28 protein-coding genes are annotated in these 25,234 nt (G+C 64.8%); 16 read left to right on the top strand and 12 right to left on the bottom strand.

Translation table 11 applies throughout. The features are described from left to right. The first annotated feature begins 2 nt into the window (after nucleotides 1-2). Together pmbA and BMZ43_RS04430 are read left to right on the top strand one after the other, a co-directional pair. A complete protein-coding gene (gene pmbA / locus BMZ43_RS04435; RefSeq protein WP_017642375.1) occupies nucleotides 3-1,352 on the top strand; it encodes a metalloprotease PmbA in 1,350 nt (449 codons plus the stop codon). Nucleotides 1,353-1,575: 223 nt separating this feature from the next. Beyond that, nucleotides 1,576-2,190 carry a superoxide dismutase gene (locus BMZ43_RS04430; RefSeq protein ID WP_017642374.1) on the top strand — a complete coding sequence of 205 codons (615 nt, stop codon included), beginning with the start codon at nucleotides 1,576-1,578 and terminating at the stop codon, nucleotides 2,188-2,190. A 71-nt stretch (nucleotides 2,191-2,261) separates the two neighbouring features. Here BMZ43_RS04430 and BMZ43_RS04425 read toward each other — a convergent pair whose 3' ends face one another. From BMZ43_RS04425 to BMZ43_RS04385, 9 genes are all read right to left on the bottom strand, one after another. Continuing rightward, nucleotides 2,262-2,534, bottom strand: a complete 273-nt coding sequence (locus BMZ43_RS04425; RefSeq protein WP_017640049.1) for an HPr family phosphocarrier protein — start codon at nucleotides 2,532-2,534, stop codon at nucleotides 2,262-2,264. A 31-nt stretch (nucleotides 2,535-2,565) separates the two neighbouring features. After that, nucleotides 2,566-3,420 (bottom strand): RNase adapter RapZ, encoded by an 855-nt coding sequence (gene rapZ / locus BMZ43_RS04420; RefSeq protein ID WP_017640050.1) that lies wholly within the window; start codon nucleotides 3,418-3,420, stop codon nucleotides 2,566-2,568. 1 nt (nucleotide 3,421) lies between these two features. Continuing rightward, complete coding sequence (gene ptsN / locus BMZ43_RS04415) at nucleotides 3,422-3,886, bottom strand: PTS IIA-like nitrogen regulatory protein PtsN (protein WP_017640051.1); 465 nt, start codon at nucleotides 3,884-3,886, stop codon at nucleotides 3,422-3,424. A gap of 17 nt (nucleotides 3,887-3,903) precedes the next feature. Next, a complete protein-coding gene (gene hpf / locus BMZ43_RS04410) occupies nucleotides 3,904-4,212 on the bottom strand; it encodes a ribosome hibernation-promoting factor, HPF/YfiA family (RefSeq protein ID WP_017640052.1) in 309 nt (102 codons plus the stop codon). A 91-nt stretch (nucleotides 4,213-4,303) separates the two neighbouring features. Next, complete coding sequence (locus tag BMZ43_RS04405; RefSeq protein WP_093250327.1) at nucleotides 4,304-5,803, bottom strand: RNA polymerase factor sigma-54; 1,500 nt, start codon at nucleotides 5,801-5,803, stop codon at nucleotides 4,304-4,306. A 102-nt stretch (nucleotides 5,804-5,905) separates the two neighbouring features. Beyond that, nucleotides 5,906-6,634 (bottom strand): LPS export ABC transporter ATP-binding protein, encoded by a 729-nt coding sequence (gene lptB, locus BMZ43_RS04400; protein WP_017640054.1) that lies wholly within the window; start codon nucleotides 6,632-6,634, stop codon nucleotides 5,906-5,908. Next, nucleotides 6,631-7,173: a lipopolysaccharide transport periplasmic protein LptA gene (gene lptA, locus BMZ43_RS04395; RefSeq protein ID WP_017640055.1), complete on the bottom strand. Its 543-nt coding sequence runs from the start codon at nucleotides 7,171-7,173 to the stop codon at nucleotides 6,631-6,633. Before lptA ends, lptB begins: the two co-directional genes overlap by 4 nt. Then, nucleotides 7,160-7,732 (bottom strand): LPS export ABC transporter periplasmic protein LptC, encoded by a 573-nt coding sequence (gene lptC / locus BMZ43_RS04390; RefSeq protein ID WP_007159515.1) that lies wholly within the window; start codon nucleotides 7,730-7,732, stop codon nucleotides 7,160-7,162. The genes lptA and lptC overlap by 14 nt, the downstream gene beginning before the upstream one ends. An 81-nt stretch (nucleotides 7,733-7,813) precedes the next feature. Then, complete coding sequence (locus BMZ43_RS04385; protein ID WP_026083729.1) at nucleotides 7,814-8,788, bottom strand: KpsF/GutQ family sugar-phosphate isomerase; 975 nt, start codon at nucleotides 8,786-8,788, stop codon at nucleotides 7,814-7,816. Between the two features lie 204 nt (nucleotides 8,789-8,992). Here BMZ43_RS04385 and BMZ43_RS04380 point away from each other — a divergent pair, with 204 nt between their 5' ends. From BMZ43_RS04380 to hisC, 10 genes are all read left to right on the top strand, one after another. Then, complete coding sequence (locus tag BMZ43_RS04380; RefSeq protein ID WP_017640057.1) at nucleotides 8,993-9,802, top strand: ATP-binding cassette domain-containing protein; 810 nt, start codon at nucleotides 8,993-8,995, stop codon at nucleotides 9,800-9,802. Next, on the top strand, nucleotides 9,802-10,596 hold the full coding sequence (mlaE, locus tag BMZ43_RS04375; RefSeq protein ID WP_093250325.1) for a lipid asymmetry maintenance ABC transporter permease subunit MlaE: 795 nt from the start codon (nucleotides 9,802-9,804) through the stop codon (nucleotides 10,594-10,596). Before BMZ43_RS04380 ends, mlaE begins: the two co-directional genes overlap by 1 nt. Next, on the top strand, nucleotides 10,596-11,072 hold the full coding sequence (mlaD, locus tag BMZ43_RS04370) for an outer membrane lipid asymmetry maintenance protein MlaD (RefSeq protein WP_007159511.1): 477 nt from the start codon (nucleotides 10,596-10,598) through the stop codon (nucleotides 11,070-11,072). The genes mlaE and mlaD overlap by 1 nt, the downstream gene beginning before the upstream one ends. Nucleotides 11,073-11,086: 14 nt before the next feature. Beyond that, nucleotides 11,087-11,737: an MlaC/ttg2D family ABC transporter substrate-binding protein gene (locus BMZ43_RS04365; protein ID WP_093250992.1), complete on the top strand. Its 651-nt coding sequence runs from the start codon at nucleotides 11,087-11,089 to the stop codon at nucleotides 11,735-11,737. Further along, nucleotides 11,734-12,048: an STAS domain-containing protein gene (locus tag BMZ43_RS04360; protein WP_093250323.1), complete on the top strand. Its 315-nt coding sequence runs from the start codon at nucleotides 11,734-11,736 to the stop codon at nucleotides 12,046-12,048. The genes BMZ43_RS04365 and BMZ43_RS04360 overlap by 4 nt, the downstream gene beginning before the upstream one ends. 73 nt (nucleotides 12,049-12,121) lie before the next feature. Further along, the gene (locus BMZ43_RS04355) at nucleotides 12,122-12,361 is read left to right on the top strand and encodes a BolA family protein (RefSeq protein ID WP_093250321.1); all 240 of its coding nucleotides are present in this window, start codon (nucleotides 12,122-12,124) and stop codon (nucleotides 12,359-12,361) included. A 22-nt stretch (nucleotides 12,362-12,383) separates the two neighbouring features. After that, a complete protein-coding gene (gene murA, locus BMZ43_RS04350) occupies nucleotides 12,384-13,649 on the top strand; it encodes a UDP-N-acetylglucosamine 1-carboxyvinyltransferase (protein WP_017640061.1) in 1,266 nt (421 codons plus the stop codon). Nucleotides 13,650-13,658: 9 nt separating this feature from the next. Further along, complete coding sequence (hisG, locus tag BMZ43_RS04345; protein WP_093250315.1) at nucleotides 13,659-14,291, top strand: ATP phosphoribosyltransferase; 633 nt, start codon at nucleotides 13,659-13,661, stop codon at nucleotides 14,289-14,291. A gap of 146 nt (nucleotides 14,292-14,437) precedes the next feature. Next, nucleotides 14,438-15,757 carry a histidinol dehydrogenase gene (gene hisD / locus BMZ43_RS04340; protein WP_093250309.1) on the top strand — a complete coding sequence of 440 codons (1,320 nt, stop codon included), beginning with the start codon at nucleotides 14,438-14,440 and terminating at the stop codon, nucleotides 15,755-15,757. Continuing rightward, nucleotides 15,754-16,809: a histidinol-phosphate transaminase gene (gene hisC, locus BMZ43_RS04335; RefSeq protein ID WP_093250304.1), complete on the top strand. Its 1,056-nt coding sequence runs from the start codon at nucleotides 15,754-15,756 to the stop codon at nucleotides 16,807-16,809. The genes hisD and hisC overlap by 4 nt, the downstream gene beginning before the upstream one ends. A 13-nt stretch (nucleotides 16,810-16,822) precedes the next feature. Here hisC and BMZ43_RS04330 read toward each other — a convergent pair whose 3' ends face one another. Beyond that, nucleotides 16,823-17,941, bottom strand: coding sequence for a S1C family serine protease (locus tag BMZ43_RS04330; RefSeq protein ID WP_093250299.1), 1,119 nt, complete (start codon nucleotides 17,939-17,941; stop codon nucleotides 16,823-16,825). A gap of 117 nt (nucleotides 17,942-18,058) precedes the next feature. On the opposite strand from BMZ43_RS04330, the gene BMZ43_RS04325 reads away from it, so the two are divergent. The 3 genes from BMZ43_RS04325 to cysN all read left to right on the top strand — a co-directional run bounded on the left by BMZ43_RS04325 (nucleotide 18,059) and on the right by cysN (nucleotide 21,797). Beyond that, on the top strand, nucleotides 18,059-18,814 hold the full coding sequence (locus BMZ43_RS04325; protein ID WP_093250295.1) for a Nif3-like dinuclear metal center hexameric protein: 756 nt from the start codon (nucleotides 18,059-18,061) through the stop codon (nucleotides 18,812-18,814). Nucleotides 18,815-18,979: 165 nt separating this feature from the next. Then, nucleotides 18,980-19,897 carry a sulfate adenylyltransferase subunit CysD gene (cysD, locus tag BMZ43_RS04320; protein WP_007159501.1) on the top strand — a complete coding sequence of 306 codons (918 nt, stop codon included), beginning with the start codon at nucleotides 18,980-18,982 and terminating at the stop codon, nucleotides 19,895-19,897. Nucleotide 19,898: 1 nt separating this feature from the next. Continuing rightward, complete coding sequence (gene cysN / locus BMZ43_RS04315) at nucleotides 19,899-21,797, top strand: sulfate adenylyltransferase subunit CysN (RefSeq protein ID WP_093250291.1); 1,899 nt, start codon at nucleotides 19,899-19,901, stop codon at nucleotides 21,795-21,797. Between the two features lie 51 nt (nucleotides 21,798-21,848). On the opposite strand, the gene BMZ43_RS04310 is transcribed toward cysN, so the two are convergent. Next, entirely contained in the window at nucleotides 21,849-22,163 is a 315-nt protein-coding gene (locus BMZ43_RS04310) for a hypothetical protein (RefSeq protein WP_007159499.1), read from the bottom strand. A 211-nt stretch (nucleotides 22,164-22,374) separates the two neighbouring features. Here BMZ43_RS04310 and BMZ43_RS04305 point away from each other — a divergent pair, with 211 nt between their 5' ends. Next, a complete protein-coding gene (locus tag BMZ43_RS04305) occupies nucleotides 22,375-24,009 on the top strand; it encodes a Na+/H+ antiporter (protein ID WP_093250287.1) in 1,635 nt (544 codons plus the stop codon). Here BMZ43_RS04305 and dapC read toward each other — a convergent pair. After that, nucleotides 24,006-25,199 (bottom strand): succinyldiaminopimelate transaminase, encoded by a 1,194-nt coding sequence (gene dapC / locus BMZ43_RS04300; protein ID WP_093250282.1) that lies wholly within the window; start codon nucleotides 25,197-25,199, stop codon nucleotides 24,006-24,008. The genes BMZ43_RS04305 and dapC overlap by 4 nt on opposite strands. Nucleotides 25,200-25,234 lie beyond the last annotated feature (35 nt).

The raw sequence follows: 25,234 nt of genomic DNA, 5'->3' as shown, positions 1-25,234 counted from the left end.
TCATGAATCGCAACGCTGCCGTGGGTCCCGCCGCGCTCCCCGAATTGCGCGAACAGGTCGAGGCCATCCTGGCCGAGGCCCGGCGCCAGGGTGCCAGCGCCGGTGAAGTGGCCGTCTCGGTCGACCAGGGCCTGTCCACCTCGGTCCGCAAGGGCGAGGTGGAAACCGTCGAGTTCAATCGCGACCAGGGCTTCGGCATCACCCTCTATGCCGGTCAGCGCAAGGGCTCGGCCAGTACCTCCGCCACCGGTCCCGAAGCGATCCGCGAAACCGTGGCCGCAGCGCTGGCCATCGCCAAGCACACCTCGGAGGATCCCTGCGCGGGCCTGGCGGATGCCGAATTGATGGCGCGCGGCGAGCTGCCTGATCTCGACCTCTATCATCCCTGGGACATCACTCCCGAGCAGGCCATCGAGCAGGCCCTGGCCTGCGAGGCGGCCGCCTATGCCGCCGACAGCCGCATCGGCAATGCCGACGGTACCACCCTCAATACCCACCAGAGCTGCCGGGTCTACGGCAACAGCCACGGTTTCGTCGGCGGCTACGCCAGCACTCGGCACAGCCTGAGCTGCGTGATGATCGCCGGCAGCGGCGAGGCCATGCAGCGCGACTACTACTACGACGTCAACCGCATCGGCAGCGAGCTGATGAGCGCCGAGGAGATCGGTCGCCGCGCCGCCGAGCGTGCCGTGAGTCGCCTGGGTGCCAGGCCGGTGCCCACCGCCAAGGTCCCGGTGCTGTTTTCCCCGGAAATGGCCGCCGGCCTGTTCGGCACCTTTCTCGCCGCCATTTCTGGTGGCAACCTCTATCGCAAGTCGTCCTTCCTCGAAGGCGCCCTGGGTCAGCAGGTGTTTCCCGACTGGCTGACCCTGGACGAGCGACCGCACCTGCCGCGCGCCCTGGGCAGTGCCGCCTTCGATGGCGAAGGCCTGGCCACCTACGCCAAGCCCTTCGTCGAGAACGGCCAGCTGGTGTCCTATGTGCTCGGCAGCTATTCCGCGCGCAAGCTGGGCATGCAGAGCACCGCCAACGCCGGTGGCGTGCACAACCTCCACGTCAGTCATGGCACGGCCGACCAGGCCGAGCTGATCCGGCAGATGGGCACGGGCTTCCTGGTCACGGAAATGATGGGGCAGGGCACCAATCTGGTCACCGGCGACTACTCCCGGGGTGCCGGTGGCTTCTGGATCGAGAATGGCGAGATCCAGTTTCCGGTCCAGGAGGTCACCATCGCCGGTCGCCTCGGCGACATGTTCCGCCAGATCCTGGCCGTGGGCAGCGACGTGGAGCGCCGCGGCAGTCTACGTACCGGCTCGGTGCTGATCGACGGCATGACCCTGGCTGGCAGCTAGAAAAGCGGTTGGAGTTGTCGCGATGAGGAAAATCCCGTCGAACGGGAGACAGCCCACCCCGTTACTCGTTAGTATCCTAGCAATGCACTAGGACATAGCCGTGCGGTCGAATCCGTTGACCGGACGGCCCAGGCTTCACAGGATGCGTCCTCGCGCATCTGCCGTACTCCCCGGCGCCCTCGGGCGTTGGGTCCATACCAAAGCCACCATGGAGACAATCCGCATGCCGCATACTCTGCCTCAGCTGCCCTACGCCTACGACGCGCTGGAACCGCACGTCGATGCCCAGACCATGGAAATCCACCACACCAAGCACCACCAGACCTACATCAACAACCTGAACGCGGCGCTGGAAGGCACCGAGTTCGCCAACCTGTCGGCCGAAGACGTGGTTCGTCAACTGGACAAGCTGCCCCAGGACAAGCGCGGCGCCGTGCAGAACAACGGTGGCGGCCATGCCAACCACAGCCTGTTTTGGACCGTGATGGCCCCCAACGCCGGCGGCAAGCCCGAAGGCGCCCTGGCCGAGGCCATCGAGTCCCAGCTGGGCGGCTTCGATGCCTTCAAGGAAGCCTTCACCAAGGCGGCCCTGACTCGCTTCGGCAGCGGCTGGGCCTGGCTGAGCGTCACCCCCGAGAAGAAGCTGGTGGTCGAGAGCACCGGCAACCAGGACAGCCCGCTGATGACTGGCAATACCCCGATCCTCGGCCTGGACGTCTGGGAGCACGCCTACTACCTGCGCTACCAGAACCGGCGTCCCGACTACATCGGCGCCTTCTTCAACGTCATCAACTGGCCGGAAGTGTCCCGTCGCTACGAAGCGGCGCTGAACGCCTGAGTTGACGCCCCATAAAAAAAGCCGCCCTCGGGCGGCTTTTTTTATGGGATGCGGCTGGAGCAGGGTGCTTATCACTCACCCTCGTCGAAGTAATTGTTGATCAGCTCGATCAGGGCGCGCATGGCCTCGTCGCTCTGTTCACCTTCGGTTTCCAGTTGCAGCACCGTGCCCTTGCCGGCGGCCAGCATCATGACCGCCATGATGCTCTTGCCATCGACCGGCGACTCGCCACTACGGCCGACGCGAACGCTGGCGGGATAGCGGCCAGCCACGCCGACGAACTTGGCGGCGGCACGGGCGTGCAGACCCAGCTTGTTGATGATGGTGATCTGTTGGGCAGGCATTGAGTCTGTCCTTGTCGAAACGAAACGGGCGTCAGAGATCGCGGTGACGAATCTGGACGTTCTTGAGCAGGTCTTTGAGTTCGCGACCCAGGCGATCGGCCAGATAGACCGAACGGTGATGACCACCGGTACAGCCGATGGCCACGGTCACATAGGACCTGTTGTTGGCGGCGAAACGCGGCAGCCACTTCACCAGGTAATCGCGGATGTCATTGTACAGGGTCTCTACCTCGGGCTGTTGCTCGAGATACTCCCGCACCGGGGCGTCCAGTCCGGAAAAATCGCGCAGGTCCGGTTTCCAATAGGGATTGGGCAGGAAGCGCACGTCGAAGACCATGTCGGCATCCACCGGCAGGCCGCGCTTGAAGCCAAAGGACTCGACCAGGTAGGCGGTACCCGGCTCCGGCGCGTTCAGCAGGCGCAATTTGAGGATGTCGCGCAGCTGATAGAGATTCAGGTGAGTGGTGTCGATCTTCAGGTCGGACAAATCGGCGATGGGCGACAGCAGCACCTGTTCGTCGTGAATGGCCTCGGCCAGGGATCTTTCCTGGTTGGACAGCGGATGCCGGCGGCGCGTCTCGGAAAAGCGCTTGAGCAGCGTCTGGTCATCGGCATCCAGATAGAGGATGTCACAGCGGATGTTGCGGCTGCGTACCTGTTCGAGCAATTCGGGAAAGCGCTGCAACTGGCTGGGCAGGTTGCGTGCATCGATGGACAGGGCGACCTTGGGCTGGGGCCGCTCCATGTCGGTCAGGGCGTGCTGGGCCAGCTCGGGTAGCAGACTGGCCGGCAGGTTGTCGATGCAATAGAAGCCATTGTCCTCAAGCACGTTGAGCGCCGTACTCTTGCCCGACCCGGAACGTCCGCTCACGATGATGAGGTGCATGTCAGTGTCCGCTCTGGGCCTCGACGACGATCTGATAGAGCGCCTGGCTGTCCTTGGCCTTGCGCAGTCGGTCGCGGATGTCGGCGCGATCCAGGATGCCGGCGATCTGGCGTAGCAGGGTGAGGTGTTGTTCGGTGGCCGCTTCCGGGACCAGCAGGACGAATACCAGGTCTACCGGGGCGCCGTCCAGGGAATCGAAGTCCACCGGCTGCTGCAGGTGGAAGAGCACGCACAGCGGTTGCTGCAGACCCGCCAGGCGGCAGTGGGGAATGGCGATGCCATTGCCGAAACCAGTGGACCCCAGGCGTTCGCGCGCCATCAGGCATTCATGGATGTGCGCCGCATCATGGCCGGGCAGTTCCTGCGCGGCCAGCTCGGCGATGCGTTCCAGTACGGCGGCTTTGCTGCCACCCGGCGCACCCGTCTGGGTACGGCCGGGGGTCAGGATGTTTTCGAGTTTGATCATAAAGCGGCGATCGAACCTCAGCGGACGCCAATGCCCTGCTGGCGTTCGATCGATTTTTCCTTGTGTTTAATCAGTTGGCGGTCGAGCTTGTCGGCCAGGAGATCGATGGCGGCATACATGTCGTCGTGCTCGGCGTTGGCGACCACCGCAGCGCCGGAGACGTGCAGGGTGGCTTCGGCCTTTTGCTTGAGCTTGTCCACTTCCAGGATAACCTGGACGTTGGTAATGCGATCGAAGTGCCGTTCGAGGCGGGCGAGTTTCTCGCCGATGTAGTCACGCAGGGCTTCTGTCACTTCAAGCTGATGGCCACTGATGTTGACTTGCATACCGCTTCTCCTTATTGCCGGGCTGCGATCGGCGAAGCTGCTCGCCGACATGACACGGGTCGATCGAGGCACGGTCACACATCAGGACGCGTCAGAGGAGACGCTTGCGTTCGCTGGACGGAGCGATACCCAGGGATTCCCGATACTTAGCCACCGTGCGACGAGCGACTTGTATACCTTGCGATTCCAGTAAACCAGCGATCTTGCTGTCACTCAACGGCTTTTTCGCGTTTTCCGCCGCCACCAATTTCTTGATGATCGCGCGGATCGCGGTGGAGGAGCATTCGCCGCCCTCGGCAGTGCTGACGTGGCTGGAGAAGAAGTACTTGAGTTCGTAGATGCCACGCGGGGTGTGCATGAATTTCTGGGTGGTCACCCGAGAGATGGTCGACTCGTGCATGCCCACCGCCTCGGCGATGTCGTGCAGGACCAACGGCTTCATGGCCTCTTCGCCATATTCGAGAAAACCCCGTTGGTGCTCGACGATCTGGGTCGCCACCTTCATCAGGGTCTCGTTGCGGCTCTGCAGACTCTTGATGAACCAGCGCGCTTCCTGGAGCTGGTTGCGCATGTAGGTGTTATCGGCGCTGCTGTCGGCGCGTTTGACGAAACCGGCGTACTGGGGATTGACCCGCAGGCGCGGTACGGCCTCCTGATTGAGCTCCACCAGCCAACGCTCGTTGTGCTTGCGCACGATGACGTCCGGCACCACGTATTCGGCTTCGCCGGATTCGATCTGCGAGCCGGGACGCGGGTGCAGGGTCTGGATCAGCTCGATGATCGGCTTGAGCTCATCTTCCTTGATCTTCATGCGCCGCATCAACTGCGCATAGTCACGGCTGCCGAGCAGATCCAGGTAGTCGCCAACCAGGCGCTTGGCTTCGCCGAGCAGGGGCAGGGTGGCGGGCAGCTGGGCCAGCTGGATCAGCAGGCATTCGCGCAGGTTGCGGGCGGCGACGCCAGCGGGCTCGAATTGCTGGACACGCCTGAGCACCACCTCGACCTCGTCGAGATCGACTTCCAGCTCGGGATCGAGGGAGGCATGGATGTCTTCCAGGCTTTCCTGCAGATAGCCGTCGGTGTCGATGCCGTCGATGATCGCCAGGGCGATCAGGCGGTCGAGATCCGACATAGGCGCCAGGTTCAGCTGCCAGAGCAGGTGGGTCTGCAGGCTCTCGCCGGCGGAGGTACGGGTGGTGAAGTCCCACTCGTCGTCGTCGTTGCTGGGCAGGCTGCTGGCGCTGGTCTGGTAGATGTCTTCCCAGGCGGTATCGACCGGCAGCTCGCTGTCGCTGGGGATGCGCTCGCTCCACTCGGATTCGTCGGCCATCTCGTTGGTGGCGACCGAGGTTTCCTTGAAGGTGGTTTCCATGGTGCCGGAGCCTGAGCTCTCATCGCCTTCGCCCGCGGCTTCGCTCTGGTCGAAGTCTTCGCCTTCTTCCTGGCGTTCCAGCATCGGATTGGATTCCAGGGCTTCCTGGATCTCCTGCTGCAAGTCGAGCGTCGAGAGCTGGAGCAGACGTATGGCTTGTTGCAGCTGCGGCGTCATCGTCAGCTGCTGGCCCATCTTGAGGACTAGCGATGGTTTCATGGCTGCGGAAATACACCTTGTCTACCGACGCGAACAGCGCCACCGAACCTCGCGAACCCTGCGAGCGTTAGCAAATTATATGCCTTGTTTCCCCGGGTTTGCCTAGAGGCGGAATTCGTGGCCCAGATAGACTTCCTTCACCAGGTCATTGGCGAGGACTTCTTCGGCGGTGCCCTCGGCGATGAGCTGGCCATCGTTGACGATGTAGGCCGTTTCGCAGATGGTCAGGGTTTCCCGCACGTTGTGGTCGGTGATGAGCACACCGATACCCTTGGCCTTGAGGTGGCGGATGATCTGCTTGATGTCACCCACCGAGATGGGGTCCACACCGGCGAAGGGTTCGTCCAGCAGGATGAACTTGGGCGCGGTGGCCAGGGCGCGGGCGATCTCGACACGGCGACGCTCGCCACCCGACAGGCTCATGCCGCGGTTGTCGCGGATATGGGTGATGTGGAATTCCTGCAACAGGCTTTCCAGCTCGCGCAGACGGCCGGCCTTGTCCAGGTCCTTGCGGGTTTCCAGGATGCCGAGGATGTTGTCGGCCACGGTCAGCTTGCGAAAGATCGAGGCTTCCTGCGGCAGGTAACCGATCCCGGCGCGGGCACGACCGTGCATGGGCAGGGCGGTGACGTCCTGATCGTCGATCAGCACGCGGCCCTGATCGGCCTTGACCAGGCCGACGATCATGTAGAAGCAGGTGGTCTTGCCGGCGCCGTTCGGACCGAGCAGGCCGACGATCTGACCGCTGTCGATGCTGACGCTGACGTCGCGAACGACCTGACGACCCTTGTAGCTCTTGGCCAGATGCTGGGCTTTGAGCGTAACCGTCATTGTCCCTGCCCCGACTGCTGCTGATCCTTGGGCTGGATGACCATGTCGATCCGCGGCCGCGGCGTGGTGACCTTGCTGCCATTGGCGCGACCGGCGTTGACGATCTGGCGCTGAGTGTCGTAGACGATCTTCTCGCCTTCGAAGGTGTTGCCCTGTTGGACCACCTTGGCCTGGTCGATCAGGATGATGCGATTTTCCTGGGCGAAATACTGGATGGTCAGACCGTAGGCCTTGACGATGTCCTTGTCCGCCGAAGGCTTCTGCTCGTAGTAGGCCGGCTTGCCCACTGCGGTGGCGACCTTGATGTTGCCCTGGTTGTCCTGGGTCAGGGTCACCGTATTGCCGGTGATCTTCATGCTGCCCTGGGTGATGACCACGTCTCCGCGGTACACGGCCACGCCCTGCTTGTCGTCGAGCTCGGCGCTGTCGGCCTGCACGCGGATCGGCTGGGTGCGATCGGTCGGCAGGGCCCAAGCCGCGGCACTGCCAAGGGTGGCGCCGAGGGTGAACAGGAAGGGGAGGGTTTTAACGAACCTCATGCTGGCCTCTTACGTTGGACAGCAGGAGCATTCTGCCGTCTTCTAGATACGCTTTCATGCCATTGGCCGTGGTCACCCCATTGGCGGCCTCGATTCTAACGGCTTGCTCGGTTTGCGCATATTGTTTGTCAGGAAAGACGGTCATGCGGGTGGTGGTCAACACCACTGGGCGGCCTTTCTCATCGGTACGCTCGACGCGCACGTCATCGATCAGCTCCGCCTGACTGCCACCGGGGGCGACCTCGGCGCGGGCACTGCGAATGTGCCAGGGATAGTCGGTACCGCGAAAGGCCAGCATGTCGGGGCGAGTCACCAGGGTGACGTCGGTCGCCTTGACGTGTTCGCTGCGCTCGGCCTTGAGTTCGTACTGGATCTTGCCGTCCAGACGATACTGGATCGTCCGGGTATTGAGGGCGTAGCCGTCGATGGCGCTGTCTTGCGGGGTCGACGAGGCCGGAGCATCGACGAAGCGCTGCGGCAGGATGTTCCAGTAGCCGATCGCGATGAGCGCGGCGGCGATCAGGACCAACAGCACGGGGCGGCGCAAGCTGCGAAACATGAGGGTACCTGTGGTGGGCCGCACCAGGGCGGCGGGTTGAACACGAGAGTGCGGCGTATTAGTCGGGCAGTATAACCCGGCCTACAGCACCCCGGCGCGTAGCAGGTCACCCATGTTGAGGGCACCGATCGGGCGCCGTTCGTCATCGATCACCACCAGCGCGTTGATCTTGTGCTCCTCCATGATCTTCAACGCCTCGGCCGCGAGCATCGGCGCCCTGGCGGTTCGACCACCGCGGGTCATCACGGTTGCGATGGGCGTGGTGCGCACATCGATGCCGCGATCCAGGGCACGACGCAGATCGCCGTCGGTGAAGATGCCGGCGAGACGGCCATCGGCGGCGAGCACGCTGGTCATGCCCAGCCCCTTGCGCGACATCTCCAGCAAGGCATCGGACACCAGGGTGTCTTCGCCGACCTGCGGCAGGTCGGCGCCGGCATGCATGACGTTTTCCACCTTGAGCAGCAGGCGCCGGCCCAGGGCACCGCCCGGGTGGGAAAAGGCGAAGTCCTCGGCGGTGAAGCCGCGGGCCTCGAGCAGGGCGATGGCCAGGGCATCGCCCAGCACCAGGGCGACGGTGGTGGAGGAGGTGGGTGCCAGATTGAGCGGGCAGGCCTCGGTGGCGACGCTGGTGTCCAGGTTGACGTCCGCGGCCTTGGCCAGCGGCGAGGCGGGATTGCCGGCAAAGCTGATCAAAGGGACGCCTAGGCGCTTGATCAGCGGCAGCAGGGTCAGGATCTCACTGGAGGTGCCCGACTGGGAGATGGCGATGATGACGTCATCACGGGTGATCATGCCCATGTCGCCATGGCTGGCTTCGGCCGGATGCACGAAGAAGGCCGGGCTGCCGGTACTGGCAAGGGTCGCGGCGATCTTGTTGCCGACATGCCCGGATTTGCCCATGCCCAGGACCACGATACGCCCGCGGCAAGCGAGCAGCCGGCGACAGGCGGCGGCAAAGCTTGCGTCGATGCGCTCGCCCAGGGCGGCCACGGCCGCTCGCTCTACATCTATGGTGCGCTTGGCGGAGGCGATGAAATCTATTGAGTCGGGCATGGGTCAGAAGGCAGGTGACAGGACAATCGGAAATTATATGCGCAAAGCCGCGACACTCAGCAACGCCGCCTGCAGCTTGGAAGTCTCATCGGCAACGAATGCTATAGTGCCGCCCTTTTGCCGGGGCCGCCGAACGCAAGAGCCGCGTGCCCTGAAGCGGCGGAGCGGCGTCTCCCTGCACAGAGTTGAACGTTAGGAGTCTTGATGACCGTCGATAGCCCGTACGCCGTGGAGTTGAAGGGTGTTTCCTTCAAGCGCGGCACGCGTCTCATCTACGACCGCGTCGATATCCGCATCCCGCGGGGCAAGGTCACCGGGATCATGGGACCGTCCGGCAGTGGCAAGACCACTCTATTGCGTCTCATCGCCGCCCAGTTGCGGCCGAGCAGCGGCGAGATCTGGGTCAATGGCGCCAATCTGCCGCAGCTGTCCCGCGGCGAACTGTTCGAGATGCGCCGGCAGATGGGCGTGCTGTTCCAGAGTGGCGCGTTGTTCACCGACCTCGATGTGTTCGAGAACGTGGCCTTTCCGCTGCGCGTGCACACCAAGCTGCCCGAGGAAATGATCCGCGACATCGTCCTGCTCAAGTTGCAGGCGGTGGGGTTGCGTGGCGCCGTCGAACTGATGCCGGACGAGTTGTCGGGTGGCATGAAGCGCCGGGTCGCCCTGGCGCGGGCCATTGCCCTGGATCCGCAGATCCTCATGTACGACGAGCCCTTCGTCGGCCAGGACCCCATCGCCATGGGCGTGCTGGTGCGCTTGATCCGCCTGCTCAACCAAGCCCTTGGATTGACCAGCATCGTGGTCTCCCACGACCTGGCCGAGACCGCCAGCATCGCCGACTACCTCTATGTGGTGGGCGACACCAAGGTGCTGGGGCAGGGCACGCCGAAGGAATTGCGCGAATCGCCGGATCCGCGGGTTCGCCAGTTCATGCAGGGCATCCCCGATGGCCCGGTACCCTTCCACTATGCCGCGCCGGATCTGCGCGATGCCTTGCTGGGGAAACACTGATGCGTAAGGTCTCCGCCGTGGAGCGGATTCGTCGGCTGGGCCGAGCCGGGCTGGACGTCGTGGCGGCCATCGGCCGCTCGGTGATCGTCCTGCTGCTGGCGGTGTTCGGTCGCGGTGGCGTGGGCAACGGCCTGCAGCTGCTAGGCAAGCAACTCTATTCGGTGGGCGTGATGTCGCTGCCGATCATTGTGGTGTCGGGCTTCTTCATCGGTATGGTGATCGCCCTGCAGGGCTACAACATCCTGGTCAAGTACGGTTCCGAGCAGGCCGTGGGGCAGATGGTGGCCCTGACCCTGCTGCGCGAACTTGGCCCGGTGGTGACCGCGCTGCTGTTCGCCGGCCGGGCGGGTTCCGCGCTGACCGCCGAGATTGGCAACATGAAATCCACCGAGCAGCTGTCCAGTCTGGAAATGATAGGCGTGGATCCGCTCAAGTACATCGTCGCGCCGCGTTTCTGGGCAGGTTTCATTTCCATGCCGTTGCTGGCCGCCATGTTCAACGTGGTGGGCATCTGGGGCGCGGCCATGGTCGCCATCGATTGGCTCGGCGTCTACGCCGGCTCCTTCTGGGCCACCATGCAGAACAGCGTGATGCTCAGCGACGTGCTCAATGGCGTGGTCAAGAGCCTGGTGTTCGCCTTCGTGGTGACCTGGGTCGCCGTCTTCCAGGGGTATGACTGTGAGCCGACCTCCGAAGGCATCGGTCGCGCCACCACCCGTACCGTCGTCTATGCGTCGCTTGTCGTGCTCGGCCTCGACTTCATTCTTACCGCCCTGATGTTTGGAGATCTCTGATGCAAACCCGCACCCAGGAAATCGGTGTCGGACTCTTCCTGCTGGCCGGCGTGCTCGCACTGCTGCTGCTGGCACTGCGGGTAAGCGGTCTGACGATGAGCGACCACCACGATACCTACAAGGTCTACGCCTACTTCGACAACATCGCCGGTCTCACCGTGAGATCGCGGGTGACCATGTCGGGCGTGACCATCGGCAAGGTCACCGCCATCGATCTCGACCGCAACAGCTACCGCGGTCGGGTCACCATGCAGATCGACAAGCAGGTGGACAACCTGCCGACCGACTCCATCGCCTCGATCCTGACCGCCGGCCTGCTCGGCGAGAAGTACATCGGCATCAGCGTGGGCGGTGACGAGCAGGTGCTCAAGGAGGGTTCGACCATTCGAGATACACAATCCTCGCTGGTTCTCGAAGACCTGATTGGCAAATTCCTGCTCAACTCGGTCAATAAAGACTCTTCCGCCAATAAATGATGAGAGGCTTCTCCATGCTCAAGCTACTTCGTCACGGAGTGATCGCGATCCTGGCCCTGCTGCCGCTGGTGTCCCAGGCGGCGCCCTCGGCCCATGACGTCATCCAGCAGACCACCAGCACGCTGCTCAGCGACCTCGAGACTAATCGCGACCGGTATCGCAGCAGCCCGGAAGCCTTCTACGAGTCGCTCAACAACATCCTCGGCCCGGTGGTGGATGCCGAAGGCATCTCGCGCAGCATCATGACCGTGCGCTACAGCCGCAGCGCCTCGCCCGAGCAGATGGCGCGCTTCCAGGAAAACTTCAAGCGCAGCCTGATGCAGTTCTATGGCAACGCGCTGCTGGAGTACAACAACCAGGGCATCCGCGTGCTGCCTGAAGGTCCGTCCGACGGTCCCGACCGCACCAGCGTGGGCATGGAGGTCAAGGGCAACAATGGCGCCGTGTATCCCGTGCAGTACAGCATGGTCAAGCAGGGCGAGGAGTGGAAGGTCCGTAACGTCATCATCAACGGCCTGAACCTCGGCAAGTTGTTCCGTGACCAGTTCGCCCAGGCGATGCAGGAGAACGGCAACGACCTGGACAAGACCATCAACAACTGGGCGGGCACCGTGGCCAAGGCCAAGGACTCTCCCGAGGCCCAGAAGGCCAAGGTCGGTTCGTGAGTCGCGCCGCCGTCACCGGCGAGGGCGCCCGGCTGCAGCTGTCGGGCGTGCTCGATCACGCCAATGTGCCGGCCCTGCGTGAGCAGGGCCGGGCACTGATCGGTCAGGGCAGTGGGCCGCTGGTGCTCGACTGCGCTGGCATAGAACGCTCCAATAGCGCCGGATTGGCGCTGTTGCTGGCCTGGCTGCGCGATGCCCAGGCCGCGGGGCGCCCGCTGACCATCGCCCGTCTGCCCTCCGAGTTGCGGCAGATCGCCGAGGTCTCGGATGCCCTGGAGTTGCTGCCCCTGGCGGACGACGCTCACGGCTAACGGTCATCGCAGTCGCCGTACAGCCGGTTTTTTTGTATGATCGCCGGCTGTACTAGATTGCCGAGGTGCCGCCATGCAGGCCCAAGAAGTCAAAAGCCTCCTGGAGGCAAAACTGTCCGATACCCAGGTCGAAGTGGAAGGCGAGGGCTGCAACTTCCAGCTCTACCTGATCAGCGACGAGCTCCAGGCACTCAGCCCGGTCAAGCGTCAGCAGCAGGTCTACTCCCACCTCCAGCCGCAGATCGCCGATGGCAGCATCCATGCTGTCACCATGAAATTCTTCACCCGTGCTGCCTGGGCCGAACGCGCCTGATTCGCAGCGCCGAGAACTCGCTATGGACAAACTGATCATTACCGGCGGCAACTGCCTGAACGGTGAAATTCGCATTTCCGGGGCCAAGAATTCGGCCCTGCCGATCCTGGCCGCGACCCTGCTCGCCGACACTCCGGTGACCATCGCCAACCTGCCGCACCTGCACGACATCACCACCATGATCGAGCTGTTCGGTCGTATGGGCGTCCAGCCGGTGATCGGTGAAAAGCTCAACGTCGAGGTGGATGCCTCCAGCATCAAGACCCTGGTCGCGCCCTATGAGCTGGTCAAGACCATGCGCGCGTCGATCCTGGTGCTGGGCCCGATGGTCGCCCGCTTCGGCGAGGCGGAAGTCGCCCTGCCCGGCGGTTGCGCCATCGGCTCGCGTCCGGTCGATCTGCACCTGCGTGGCCTGGAGGCCATGGGCGCCAAGATCACCGTCGAAGGCGGCTACATCAAGGCCAAGGCGCCGGCCGGCGGCCTGCGCGGTGCCCACTACTATTTCGATACCGTCAGCGTGACCGGTACCGAGAACGTGCTGATGGCCGCCACCCTGGCCAAGGGCCGCAGCGTGATCCAGAACGCCGCTCGCGAACCCGAGGTCGTCGATCTGGCCAACTGCCTGATCGCCATGGGGGCCAACATCCAGGGCGCCGGTACCGACACCATCACCGTGGAAGGTGTCGAGCGCCTCGGTGGGGCCACCTATTCGGTGCTGCCGGACCGCATCGAGACCGGCAGCTACCTGGTTGCCGCCGCCGCCACCCGCGGCCGCGTCAAGCTCAAGGATACCGATCCGACCATCCTCGAAGCCGTGCTGGCCAAGCTGGAAGAGGCCGGTGCCCACATCGCCACCGGCAGCAACTGGATCGAGCTGGACATGAAGGGCAATCGCCCCCGCGCGGTCAACATCCGCACGGCGCCCTATCCGGCGTTCCCCACCGACATGCAGGCGCAGTTCATTTCCATGAACGCCGTCGCCGAAGGCACCGGTACCGTGGTCGAGACCATCTTCGAGAACCGCTTCATGCACGTTCACGAGATGGTACGCATGGGCGCCAACATCGCCATCGAAGGCAATGCCGCCATCGTCACCGGCGTGCCCAGCCTCAAGGCCGCCCCGGTCATGGCGACCGACCTGCGCGCCTCGGCGAGCCTGGTCATCGCCGCCCTGGTGGCCGAAGGCGATACCCTGATCGATCGCATCTACCACATCGACCGCGGCTACGAATGCATCGAGGAGAAATTCCAGCTGCTCGGCGCCAAGATCCGTCGCACGCCCAAGTAAGGACCTCCGATGCTGACCATCGCCCTGTCCAAGGGCCGAATCCTCGACGACACCCTGCCGCTGCTGGCAGCGGCGGGGATCGCGCCGACCGAGAATCCGGACAAGAGCCGCAAGCTCATCATCCCGACCACCCAGGACGATGTGCGCCTGCTCATCGTCCGCGCCACCGACGTGCCCACCTATGTGGAGCATGGCGCCGCGGACCTGGGCGTGGCCGGCAAGGACGTGCTGATGGAATACGGCGGCGATGGTCTCTATGAGCCGCTGGACCTGCGCATCGCCCGCTGCAAGCTGATGACCGCGGGCGCCGTGGGCGCTCCGGCGCCGCGTGGCCGCCTGCGGGTGGCGACCAAGTTCGTCAATGTCGCCAAGCGCTACTATGCCGAGCAGGGTCGCCAGGTCGACATCATCAAGCTGTACGGCTCCATGGAGCTGGCACCGTTGGTGGGGCTGGCCGACAAGATCATCGACGTGGTCGACACCGGCAATACCCTCAAGGCCAATGGGCTCGAACCCCAGGAGCTGATCGCTCACATCAGCTCGCGCTTGATCGTCAACAAGGCCTCGATGAAGATGCAGCATGGCCGTATCCAGGCGCTCATCGAGACCTTGCGCCACGCCGTCGAGACGCGAGGCGCCTGAGTCCTTGCCGGCAGGTTGATGCCGGCCCGGACTGCTTCCACCCCTCCAGCTTCGCCTATCCGTGCCATAGCCAAATTGTCGGGCGCCCACACGGAGCCGGCTGTTACTCTCGGGCGCCCCTTTCGCTCTCCTGAAGAGGATCCGCCATGACCGCTCCGCTCGCCATCCGCCGACTCGCCGCCGCCGCTCCGGATTTCGCCGAGCATCTGGATCATCTGTTGAGCTGGGAAGGGGTGTCCGACGCCGACATCAATCAGCGGGTCCTGGCGATCATCGCCGACGTGCGTCACCAGGGCGACGCCGCGCTGCTGGAATACACCCGCCGCTTCGATGGTGTCGAGGCGACCGCCATGAGCGATCTCATCCTGCCGCGCGCGCGCCTGGAAGAAGCCCTGACCCGCATCACCCCGGAGCAGCGCACCGCGCTGGAAGCCGCTGCCGAGCGCGTCCGTCGTTATCACGAAAAGCAACGCCAGGAATCCTGGCAGTACCAGGAAGCGGATGGCACCGTGCTCGGCCAGCAGGTCACCCCGCTGGATCGTGCCGGTCTCTATGTGCCGGGGGGCAAGGCCTCCTATCCCTCCTCGGTGCTGATGAACGCCATTCCCGCCAAGGTCGCCGGCGTACTCGAGGTGGTCATGGTGGTGCCCACGCCGCGCGGTGAGGTCAACGAGCTGGTGCTGGCCGCCGCGGCCCTGGCTGGGGTCGACCGCGTCTTCACCATCGGTGGCGCCCAGGCCGTGGCCGCCCTGGCCTATGGCACCGAAAGCGTGCCGCCGGTGGACAAGATCGTCGGCCCCGGCAACATCTATGTCGCCACCGCCAAGCGCCACGTGTTCGGCAAGGTCGGCATCGACATGATCGCCGGCCCGTCGGAGATCCTGGTGGTCTGCGACGGCCAGACCGATCCCGACTGGATCGCCATGGACCTGTTCTCCCAGGCCGAGCACGACGAAGACGCCCAGGCCATCCTGGTCAGTCCGGACGGCGCCTTCCTCGACGCCGTGGCAGCCAGCATCGCCCGCCTGCTGCCGGAGATGGAGCGCGCCGACATCATCCGTGCCTCGCTGGAAGGGCGGGGTGCCCTGATCCAGGTCACCGACATGGCCCAGGCCATTGAGGTGGCCAACCGCATCGCCCCCGAGCACCTGGAGCTGTCCGTCGCCGAGCCCGAGCAGTGGCTGCCCAAGATCCGCCATGCCGGCGCCATCTTCATGGGGCGCTACACCGCCGAGGCCCTGGGCGACTACTGCGCCGGTCCCAACCATGTGCTGCCTACCTCGGGCACCGCGCGCTTCTCCTCGCCCTTGGGCGTGTACGACTTCCAGAAGCGCTCCTCGATCATCCACTGCTCGGCCGCCGGCGCTTCCGCGCTGGGCCGGGTCGCCTCGGTCCTGGCGCGTGGCGAGTCCCTGACCGCCCACGCCCGCAGCGCCGAATACCGCATTCAGGAGGAGCAGGCATGAGCGAACTCTGGAGTCCCTTCGTCAAGAATCTGGTGCCCTATGTCCCGGGTGAGCAGCCCAGGCTGACCAACCTGGTCAAGCTCAACACCAACGAGAATCCCTACGGTCCGTCACCGCGGGCGCTGGACGCCATCCGCGCCGCGGCCACCGATGACTTGCGTCTCTATCCCGATCCCAACGGCCAGGCGCTCAAGGATGCCGTCGCTCGCTACTACGGCATCCAGAGCGACCAGGTCTTTGTCGGCAACGGCTCGGACGAGGTGCTGGCGCACATCTTCCTGGGCCTGTTCGGCCATGGCCGACCCGTGCTGTTCCCAGACATCAGCTACAGCTTCTATCCGGTCTATTGCGGCCTCTACGACATCGCCTTCGAGACGCCGGCGCTGGACGAGGATTTCCAGATCGTCCCCGAGGACTATCTGCGGCCCAATGGCGGCATCATCTTCCCCAACCCCAATGCGCCGACCGGCAGCGCCCTGGCGCTGGACGCCATCGAGCGCATCGTCGCCGGCAATCCGACCTCGGTGGTGGTGGTGGACGAGGCCTACGTCGACTTCGGGGCGGAGTCGGCAGTCGCCCTGATCGAGCGCCATCCCAACCTGGTGGTGACCCAGACGCTGTCCAAGTCCCGCTCCCTGGCCGGCTTGCGCGTTGGCCTGGCCATGGGCCAGGCGCCGCTGATGGAGGCCCTGGAGCGGATCAAGAACAGCTTCAACTCCTATCCGCTGGATCGCCTGGCCCTGGCCGGCGCGACCGCGGCCTTCGAGGATCGCGGCTATTTCGACGAGACCTGCCGGCAGGTGATCGAGAGTCGCGAAGCGTTGGTGGGCGAGTTGCTGGCGCGCGGCTTCGAGGTCCTGCCCTCGGCCGCCAACTTCATCTTCGCCCGTCATGTGCAGAAGGGCGGGGCGGTGCTGGCCGCGGGCTTGCGCGAGCATGGCGTCATCGTGCGTCACTTCAGCCGCCCCGAACGCATCGCCGACTTCCTGCGCATCACCATCGGCACGCCGGCGCAGAATCAGGCGTTGATCGCGGCCCTCGATACCCTCTGAGAGACGCCCGTGGCTAGCGCGCCTTTTCCATCAGGGGGCGCAGCCCGACGGTGACCTTGACCTGCACCGTCTTGTCCTGGCGCCGCACCTCGATGGGGATGCTGTCGCCCGGCTGCTTGCGGGCGATCTGGTTCATCGCCAGCCGGCCATCCTTGATCGGTTGGCCAGCCAGCTTGACCAGCACATCGCCGGCGCGCAGACCGCCCTTGTGCGCCGGTCCATCGGGATCTATGTCCGTCACCACGATGCCCTGATCGACCTTGAGGCTATAGGTCTTGACCAGTTCCGGGGTGATCACCTCCACCGCCACGCCCAGCCAGCCACGGATGACCTGGCCATGCTGGATGATCGAGCGCATGACCTCCATGGCCAGCTTGATCGGGATGGCGAAGCCGATGCCCTGGGAGCCGCCGGAGAGGATGGCGGTGTTGATGCCGATCAGATTGCCGCTGGCGTCCACCAGCGCGCCGCCGGAGTTGCCCAGGTTGATCGCCGCATCGGTCTGGATGAAGTCTTCGTAGGTATTGAGCCCCAGCTGGTTGCGGCCGGTGGCGCTGATGATGCCCATGGTCACCGTCTGGCCGACGCCGAAGGGATTGCCGATGGCCAGCACCACGTCACCGATGCGGATGGCGGTCGAATCGCCTACCGAGATGGCCGGCAGGTTCGGCAGGTCGATCTTGAGTACGGCGAGGTCCGTGGCCGGATCGTTGCCGATCAGCTTGGCCAGGGTCTGGCGCCCGTCGGCGAGGGCCACCACGATGGATTCGGCGTCGAGGGTCACGTGGTTGTTGGTCAACAGATAGCCGTCATGGCTCATCAGCACCGCCGATCCCAAGCTGAGTTCTTCCACCGGCTTGGCCGGGCTCTTGCGGTCGCTGGCCGTATCGCCGGCCTTGCCGGGCTTGGCGGCCTTGGTCGAACGCAGCGACACCACCGCCGGTGCGGCGCGACTCGCCGCGTCGGCGTAGGAAACCGGCCCTTGCTGGCGCGAAGAGGAGGGCGCCTGGGCGGCCTCGAACAGCGGCGGCTGGGCGGGCAGGCCGAGCCACTGGGGATAGCGTTGCATGATCAGGGCCGCAACGAGCAGACCGCACAGCACGGGCCAGCCGAGATAACGCAGAGCCTTCATCGATCACATCCTTGAATTTGTCCGCCCGGGGCGTGCCGGATAAGCTGGCGGGCATTATAAGGAGCGACGCCACCCGAAGACACGCGGTGGCGTTGCCGCTGAGGAGGTAAACCGTCCGTGACCCTGTCCCTTGATCAACTGGTGGAGACCGCCGACCGTTACCTGGAGTCGGCCCGGATCCAGGATTATTGCCCTAACGGCCTGCAGGTCCAGGGTCGTGAGCAGGTGCGCCTGCTGGTCAGTGGCGTTACGGCTTCCCAGCAGCTGCTGGACGCCGCCGTCGCCGCCGGCGCCGATGCCATCCTGGTGCACCATGGCTACTTTTGGAAGAACGAGGATGCCCGCCTCATCGGCATGAAGCAGCGCCGGATCAAGACGTTGCTGAGCCACGACATCAGCCTGCTGGCCTACCACCTGCCGCTGGATGTCCATCCCGAGGTGGGCAACAACGTCCAGCTGGGGCGTCGTCTGGGGATGCAGGATATCCGGCCGCTGCCCGGGGATAGCAAGGGGCTGATCTGGCAGGGCGAGTTGCCGCAGGCGCAATCCGCCGCGGACTTCGGTCGGCAAGTGGCCGACGTGCTGCAGCGCGAGCCGCTGGTGGTCGACGGCGGACGGTCGATCCGGCGCCTGGCCTGGTGCACCGGCGGTGCTCAGGGCTACATCGACCAGGCCATCGCCGTCGGGGTGGATGCCTATCTGACCGGCGAGGTGTCCGAGCAGACGGTACACAGCGCTCGCGAGAACGACGTGAGTTTCTTCGCCGCCGGCCACCATGCCACCGAGCGCTATGGCGTGCAGGCGCTGGGCGATTATCTGGCCGCGCAGCTGGGTATCCAGCACCTCTTCATCGACTGCGACAATCCCGCCTGAGCGTCATAAGCATATAACTTCTGGATCTAGATGGCCTGGCGGGCCATAACCGTTGCCTATGGTAAGGTTGAGGTTCGTCCACGGCCCGCTCTGTCCGGGGTGTCCAGTCGACTGGACGCCGCAACGGACCTCTTCTAGGCCACCTTTCTGCAATCGTGAGTAGCCATGCTCGACAAACAGACGCACCTCAAACAGCTTGAGGCGGAAAGCATCCACATCATCCGTGAAGTGGCCGCCGAATTCGACAATCCGGTCATGCTGTATTCCATCGGCAAGGATTCGGCCGTGATGCTGCACCTGGCCCGCAAGGCCTTCTTTCCCGGCAAGCTGCCGTTCCCGGTACTCCACGTGGACACCGGCTGGAAATTCCAGGCCATGTACGAATTCCGCGATCGCATGGTCGCCGACATGGGACTCGATCTGCTGGTGCACAAGAATCCGGAAGGGGTCGCTCAGGGCATCAATCCCTTCACCCATGGCAGCGCCAAGCACACCGACATCATGAAGACCCAGGGCCTCAAGCAGGCGCTGGACAAGTACGGCTTCGACGCGGCCTTCGGCGGCGCTCGCCGTGACGAGGAGAAGTCTCGCGCCAAGGAGCGCGTCTACTCCTTCCGCGACAGCAAGCACCGCTGGGATCCCAAGAACCAGCGCCCCGAGCTGTGGAACATCTACAACGGCAAGACCAACAAGGGCGAGTCGATCCGGGTCTTCCCGCTGTCCAACTGGACCGAGCTGGACATCTGGCAGTACATCTATCTCGAAGGTATCCCGATCGTGCCGCTGTACTTCGCCGCCGAGCGCGAGGTGATCGAGAAGAACGGCACCCTGCTCATGATCGACGACGACCGAATCCTCGAACACCTCTCGCCCGAGGAGAAGGCGCGCATCCACAAGCGCCAGGTGCGCTTCCGTACCCTTGGCTGCTACCCCCTGACCGGCGCGGTAGAGTCCCAGGCGACGACGCTGACGGACATCATCCAAGAGATGCTGCTCACCCGCACCTCCGAACGCCAGGGCCGGGTCATCGACCACGATGGCGCCGGATCCATGGAAGAGAAGAAACGTCAGGGGTATTTCTAAGATGTCGCACCAATCCGATCTGATCGGCCAGGACATCCTGGCCTACCTCGCGCAGCACGAACGCAAGGAGCTGCTGCGCTTCCTCACCTGCGGCAACGTCGACGACGGCAAGAGCACCCTGATCGGGCGCCTGCTGCACGACTCCAAGATGATCTACGAGGATCACCTGGAAGCCATCACCCGCGATTCCAAGAAGGTGGGGACCACCGGCGAAGAGGTCGACCTGGCGCTGCTGGTGGATGGCCTGCAGGCCGAGCGCGAACAGGGCATCACCATCGACGTGGCCTATCGCTACTTCTCCACGGCCAAGCGCAAGTTCATCATCGCCGATACCCCCGGCCATGAGCAGTACACCCGCAACATGGCCACCGGTGCCTCCACCTGCGACCTGGCGATCATCCTGGTCGACGCCCGCTACGGTATCCAGACCCAGACCCGTCGGCACAGCTACATCGCCTCGCTGCTGGGCATCAAGCACATCGTGGTCGCCATCAACAAGATGGACCTGCTGGGCTTCGACCAGGCGGTGTTCGAGCGCATCAAGGACGACTACCTGGCCTTCGCCCAGCGCATCGAGCTGGGGGCCAAGGATATCCACTTCGTTCCCATGTCGGCGCTCAAGGGCGACAACGTGGTGAACCGCAGCGAGCAGACGCCCTGGTACAGCGGCAAGCCGCTGATGGAAATCCTCGAGACCGTTGAGATCGCTGCGGATCGCAACCTCGATGACCTGCGCTTCCCGGTGCAGTACGTCAATCGCCCCAACCTCAACTTCCGTGGGTTCGCCGGGACCCTGGCCTCGGGCGTGGTCACCAAGGGCGATGCCGTGGTGGTCCTGCCGTCGGGCAAGGGCAGCCGGGTCAAGTCCATCGTCACCTACGAAGGCGAGCTGGAGCAGGCCGGTCCCGGCCAGGCGGTGACCCTGACCATGGAAGACGAGATCGACATCTCCCGGGGCGACGTCCTGGTGCATGCCGACAACCGTCCTCAGGTGACCGACAGCTTCGAGGCCATGCTGGTGTGGATGGCCGAAGAGCCCATGCGCCCGGGCAAGAAGTACGACATCAAGCGCGCCACCAGCTATGTGCCGGGTTCGCTGCCGAGCATCGTGCACACGGTGGACGTCAACACCCTGGAACGCGGCGCCGCCAGCGAGCTCAAGCTCAACGAGATCGCCCGGGTCAAGGTGGCCCTGGATTCCGCCATCGCCCTGGACGGCTATGGCGTCAACCGCACCACCGGCGCCTTCATCGTCATCGATCGCCTGACCAATGGCACCGTGGGCGCCGGCATGATCATCGCCGAACCGGTGGGCAATGCCGGTCATGGCCAGGGCGCACACCAGTTGCACGTCGCCACCGGCGAGCGGGCAGCGCGTTTCGGTCAGCAGCCCACCACGGTGCTCTTCACCGGCCTTTCCGGTGCCGGCAAGACCACCTTGGCCTATGCCCTGGAGCGCCGGCTGTTTGATGCCGGTCGCGCGGTCTTCGTGCTGGATGGTCAGAATCTGCGCCATGACCTGAACAAGGGCCTGCCGCAGGATCGCGCGGGTCGTCGCGAGAACTGGCTGCGGGCGGCCCAGGTGGCCCGGCAGTTCAACGAGGCGGGCCTGATCGCCCTGGCGGCCTTTGTCGCGCCCGATGCCGAGGGCCGCGCCCAGGCCCAGGCGCTGATTGGCGCCGAGCGGCTGCTGACCGTGCATGTCAAGGCATCGCCCAAGGCCTGTGCCGAGCGCGATCCCCAGGGACTCTACACGGCCGGTGGCGACAACATCCCAGGCATCTCCTTTGCCTACGATGCGCCGGAAGACGCCGATCTGGTGATCGATACCGAGCAGCTGTCGGTGGAGGAGGGGGTCCAGCAGATCCTCGACGTCCTCCGTCGACGCCAGGTGATCTAAGGCCTGCAGTCATGAAAAAACCCGCCTCTCGGCGGGTTTTTTCATGGGCCTTTACCAGCGCGGCGGCGGACCGTAGTAGTAGGCGCCGGGCGGTGGGCCGTAGTACACGGGGCGCGGTTCCACCACGCGATATTCGTAGACCGGTGCCGGTTCGTAATAGACCACGCGCGGCGGCGGGGGCGGCGGTGGCCCTTCGACATAGACCGGTTCGCGGGCATAGGAATGGGAGACGATGGCTCCGCCGACCACGGCGCCTACCACGGCACCGAGAAAGGCCGGACCGGGCCCACGACCGTGGGCGGACGCCTGACCGGCGATGGCGAGGCAGCCGGCAAGCACCACGACTTGAGTGATGCGACGTAGCATGATCATTCTCCTGCGACCCGGGGAAATGAAACCGGGTATGTCTATCAGACCGCAACGGCGGCGAGTCGCCTAGATGGACTCGGGTAAAGTTTCGGTAAAACCAAATCCGGGGACATCAGTCCCAACAACGCGAGGTCGACGTGTCCCCACTCCCGCGGGACGCATCTCCTGTATCTGGTACCGCGACCGGTGCCCTGACCACGAGACCACCGTGCAGATTCTCTATACCGCTCTGATCCTCTTGCTGATGGTGGGTGCCACCCGACTCAGCGCCCATCTCATCCCTATCCCGCTACCCCTGATCCAGGTGGTGGTCGGTGCCTTGCTCGCCTGGCCCACGCTGGGGCTGCATGTCGCCCTGGACCCCGAACTCTTTCTGCTGCTGTTCATCCCGGCGTTGCTGTTCTCCGATGGCTGGCGCATGCCCAAGCGGGAATTCTGGCGGCTGCGCCGGCCGATCTTCGTCCTGGCTTTCGGCCTGGTATTCCTCACGGTGCTGGGCGCCGGCTGGTTCCTGCACTGGATGCTGCACCTGCCCTGGGCGGTGGCCTTCGCCCTGGCGGCGGTGCTGTCGCCCACCGATGCCGTGGCGGTGTCCAGCATCGTCCGCGGCCGGCTGCCCAGCGCCTTGCTGCACGTGATCCAGGGTGAGGCCCTGCTCAACGACGCCTCGGGTCTGGTGACCTTCAAGTTCGCCGTGGCGGCGGCCCTGACCGGTGCCTTCTCGTTGAGCCAGGCCAGCCTGGAATTCGTCATCGTCGCGGTGGGCGGCGTACTGGTCGGCGGGGTGCTGAGCTGGCTGGTGGGTCGCGCGCGCGCCTGGATGGTGGTGAAGCGCGGTTGGAGCGATGCCGCGCCCCATGTCGTCTTCATGCTGTTGCTGCCCTTCGCCGCCTATGTGCTGGCGGAGCGACTGGGAGTTTCCGGCATCCTGTCCGCCGTGGCCGCCGGGATGATGCAGAGCCGGGTCGACATGCTGCCCCGGCAGACCGCCACCCGCCTGCTCAATCACAGCGTCTGGGGGCTGGTGGAGTTCGCCTTCAACGGCCTAGTGTTTCTGATCCTGGGCCTGCAGCTGCCCGACATCCTGGCGGCGGCGCTGCCGGCGTCCCAGGCGCTTTGGCCGGCCGCGGGCTGGCTGACGCTCTATGTGCTGGGTGCCTATGCGGTGATCATGGCCATTCGCTTCGGTGTCATCCTCGGCTATTGGCACCTGACCCAGCCCGGCAGCGGCCCTATCACCATCGCCGGAGATCCTCGGCTGATCGCCGCCATCGCCTCCCTCAGCGGGGTGCGCGGCGCCGTGACCCTGGCCGGTGTGCTGTCGCTGCCGCTGCTGCTCTCGGATGGCACGCCCTTTCCCCTGCGTGACGTCCTGGTGTTCATCGCCGCCGGGGTGATCCTGCTGTCACTGGTGGTGGCGAGCATCGGCATACCGCTGCTGCTGGCGCGGCTGCCGGAACAATCCAACGACCTGCTGGAGCGGGAGCGCTGCGAGGTGCGGATCAATGCCGCCCGGGCCGCCATCACGGCGCTGGAAGACGTGGAGTCGAGCGACACCGACGAGCCGGCGCGGGCGGCGCTGCAGGCGGAGATCAAGGCTGGCATCATCGCCGAATTCCGCGACGAGCTGAGTTCCGCCGATGACAGCGAGGACGCCCGTTCCCTGGCGCGCCTACGAGATAGCCTGGACGGCGAGCTGCGCCTGCTCGCCATCCGTGCCCAGCGCCGTGAACTCTATCGACTGCGGATCGCCGGGGTGATCGATGACCTGGTGGTCAGCGAATTCCTGCGCGAACTGGACATCCAGGAGACCGCGCTGATGCGCGATCAGGGCAATCGCTAGCCCTGGCAGAAGCGGCGGATTCGCTCCGCTGCTTCCACGCATTCGGCCAGGGGTGCGACCAGCGCCATGCGGATTCGTCCGGCGCCCGGGTTGACGCCCGCGACCTCTCGCGATAGATAGGAGCCCGGCACCACGGTCACGTGCTCGTGGGCGAACAGATCGCGGGCGAAGGCTTCGTCATCGCCCGGGGTCTTGGCCCAGAGATAGAAGCCGCCGTCCGGCAGTGACACCTCCAGGCTGCCCTGCAGGATATCCAGCACGGCGGCGAACTTCTGCCGATAGAGTTCGCGGTTCTCGCGGACATGGGCCTCGTCCTGCCAGGCCACCGCACTGGCCTTCTGCACCTGCACCGGCATGGCGCAGCCATGGTAGGTGCGATAGAGCAGGAAGCGCTTGAGGATGGCGGCATCGCCCGCGACGAAACCCGATCTCATGCCCGGCAGGTTGGAACGCTTGGACAGACTGTGGAAGACCACGCAGCGGGCGAAGTCGCTGCGACCCAGTTCGGCGCAGGCGGTCAGCAGGCCGGGTGGCGGGCTGGCTTCGTCGAAATAGAGTTCGCTGTAGCACTCGTCGGCGGCGATCACGAAGTCGTGTCGATCGGCCAGGGCGATGAGCTTTTTCAGCGTTGCCACGGGCAGCAGGGCACCGGTCGGGTTGCCGGGCGAGCAAAGGAACAGCAGCTGGCAGCGCTGCCAGACCTCGTCCGGCACGCTGTCGAAATCGGGATTGAAACCCTTGTCCGCCAGGCAGGGCAGGTAATGCGGCTCGGCGCCGGCCAGCAGGGCCGCGCCTTCGTAGATCTGATAGAAGGGATTGGGACTCAGCACCAGGCCGCGCATGCTGCGATCCACTACCGCCTGGGTAAAGGAGAACAAGGCTTCCCGGGTGCCGGTCACCGGGAGCACGTGGCGTGCCGGATCCAGCCAGCCCGCCGGGACGCCGAAGCGCTGGCCGGCCCAGCTGGCGATGGCCTCGCGCAGCTCGGCGATGCCCAGGGTGGTCGGGTAGACCGCCAGCTGATCCAGGTTCGCGGTCAGGGCCTCGGCGACAAAGGCCGGTGCCGGATGCTTGGGCTCGCCGATCGACAGCGGGATCGGCTTGATCGCCGCCGGCGGGGTCACGCCGGCGAGCAGGGCGCGCAGCTTCTCGAACGGATAGGGCTGCAGCAGGTCGAGGGTGGGATTCATCGTCGGGTGGTCCTTCGTTCGAGGCGTTAGATCAA

This window comes from Pseudomonas sp. Snoq117.2 (assembly GCF_900110545.1).
In the GTDB taxonomy this organism is placed as follows: domain Bacteria; phylum Pseudomonadota; class Gammaproteobacteria; order Pseudomonadales; family Pseudomonadaceae; genus Chryseomonas; species Chryseomonas benzopyrenica.
Note: the sequence above shows the minus strand (reverse complement) of the source record. Positions and strands in the feature narration are given on the sequence as shown.

Coding starts and splice junctions, on each gene's coding strand:
- pmbA (WP_017642375.1), top strand. CDS start 3: ATGAATCGCAACGCTGCCGTGGGTCCCGCCGCGCTCCCCGAATTGCGC.
- rapZ (WP_017640050.1), bottom strand. CDS start 3,420: ATGCACCTCATCATCGTGAGCGGACGTTCCGGGTCGGGCAAGAGTACG.
- BMZ43_RS04380 (WP_017640057.1), top strand. CDS start 8,993: ATGACCGTCGATAGCCCGTACGCCGTGGAGTTGAAGGGTGTTTCCTTC.
- BMZ43_RS04310 (WP_007159499.1), bottom strand. CDS start 22,163: ATGCTACGTCGCATCACTCAAGTCGTGGTGCTTGCCGGCTGCCTCGCC.
- BMZ43_RS04385 (WP_026083729.1), bottom strand. CDS start 8,788: ATGCCCGACTCAATAGATTTCATCGCCTCCGCCAAGCGCACCATAGAT.
- lptA (WP_017640055.1), bottom strand. CDS start 7,173: ATGAGGTTCGTTAAAACCCTCCCCTTCCTGTTCACCCTCGGCGCCACC.
- hisG (WP_093250315.1), top strand. CDS start 13,659: ATGCTGACCATCGCCCTGTCCAAGGGCCGAATCCTCGACGACACCCTG.
- murA (WP_017640061.1), top strand. CDS start 12,384: ATGGACAAACTGATCATTACCGGCGGCAACTGCCTGAACGGTGAAATT.
- hisD (WP_093250309.1), top strand. CDS start 14,438: ATGACCGCTCCGCTCGCCATCCGCCGACTCGCCGCCGCCGCTCCGGAT.
- BMZ43_RS04425 (WP_017640049.1), bottom strand. CDS start 2,534: ATGCCTGCCCAACAGATCACCATCATCAACAAGCTGGGTCTGCACGCC.
- lptB (WP_017640054.1), bottom strand. CDS start 6,634: ATGACGGTTACGCTCAAAGCCCAGCATCTGGCCAAGAGCTACAAGGGT.
- BMZ43_RS04365 (WP_093250992.1), top strand. CDS start 11,087: ATGCTCAAGCTACTTCGTCACGGAGTGATCGCGATCCTGGCCCTGCTG.
- lptC (WP_007159515.1), bottom strand. CDS start 7,732: ATGTTTCGCAGCTTGCGCCGCCCCGTGCTGTTGGTCCTGATCGCCGCC.
- hisC (WP_093250304.1), top strand. CDS start 15,754: ATGAGCGAACTCTGGAGTCCCTTCGTCAAGAATCTGGTGCCCTATGTC.
- cysD (WP_007159501.1), top strand. CDS start 18,980: ATGCTCGACAAACAGACGCACCTCAAACAGCTTGAGGCGGAAAGCATC.
- BMZ43_RS04405 (WP_093250327.1), bottom strand. CDS start 5,803: ATGAAACCATCGCTAGTCCTCAAGATGGGCCAGCAGCTGACGATGACG.
- ptsN (WP_017640051.1), bottom strand. CDS start 3,886: ATGATCAAACTCGAAAACATCCTGACCCCCGGCCGTACCCAGACGGGT.
- hpf (WP_017640052.1), bottom strand. CDS start 4,212: ATGCAAGTCAACATCAGTGGCCATCAGCTTGAAGTGACAGAAGCCCTG.
- BMZ43_RS04330 (WP_093250299.1), bottom strand. CDS start 17,941: ATGAAGGCTCTGCGTTATCTCGGCTGGCCCGTGCTGTGCGGTCTGCTC.
- mlaD (WP_007159511.1), top strand. CDS start 10,596: ATGCAAACCCGCACCCAGGAAATCGGTGTCGGACTCTTCCTGCTGGCC.
- dapC (WP_093250282.1), bottom strand. CDS start 25,199: ATGAATCCCACCCTCGACCTGCTGCAGCCCTATCCGTTCGAGAAGCTG.
- BMZ43_RS04355 (WP_093250321.1), top strand. CDS start 12,122: ATGCAGGCCCAAGAAGTCAAAAGCCTCCTGGAGGCAAAACTGTCCGAT.
- cysN (WP_093250291.1), top strand. CDS start 19,899: ATGTCGCACCAATCCGATCTGATCGGCCAGGACATCCTGGCCTACCTC.
- mlaE (WP_093250325.1), top strand. CDS start 9,802: ATGCGTAAGGTCTCCGCCGTGGAGCGGATTCGTCGGCTGGGCCGAGCC.
- BMZ43_RS04430 (WP_017642374.1), top strand. CDS start 1,576: ATGCCGCATACTCTGCCTCAGCTGCCCTACGCCTACGACGCGCTGGAA.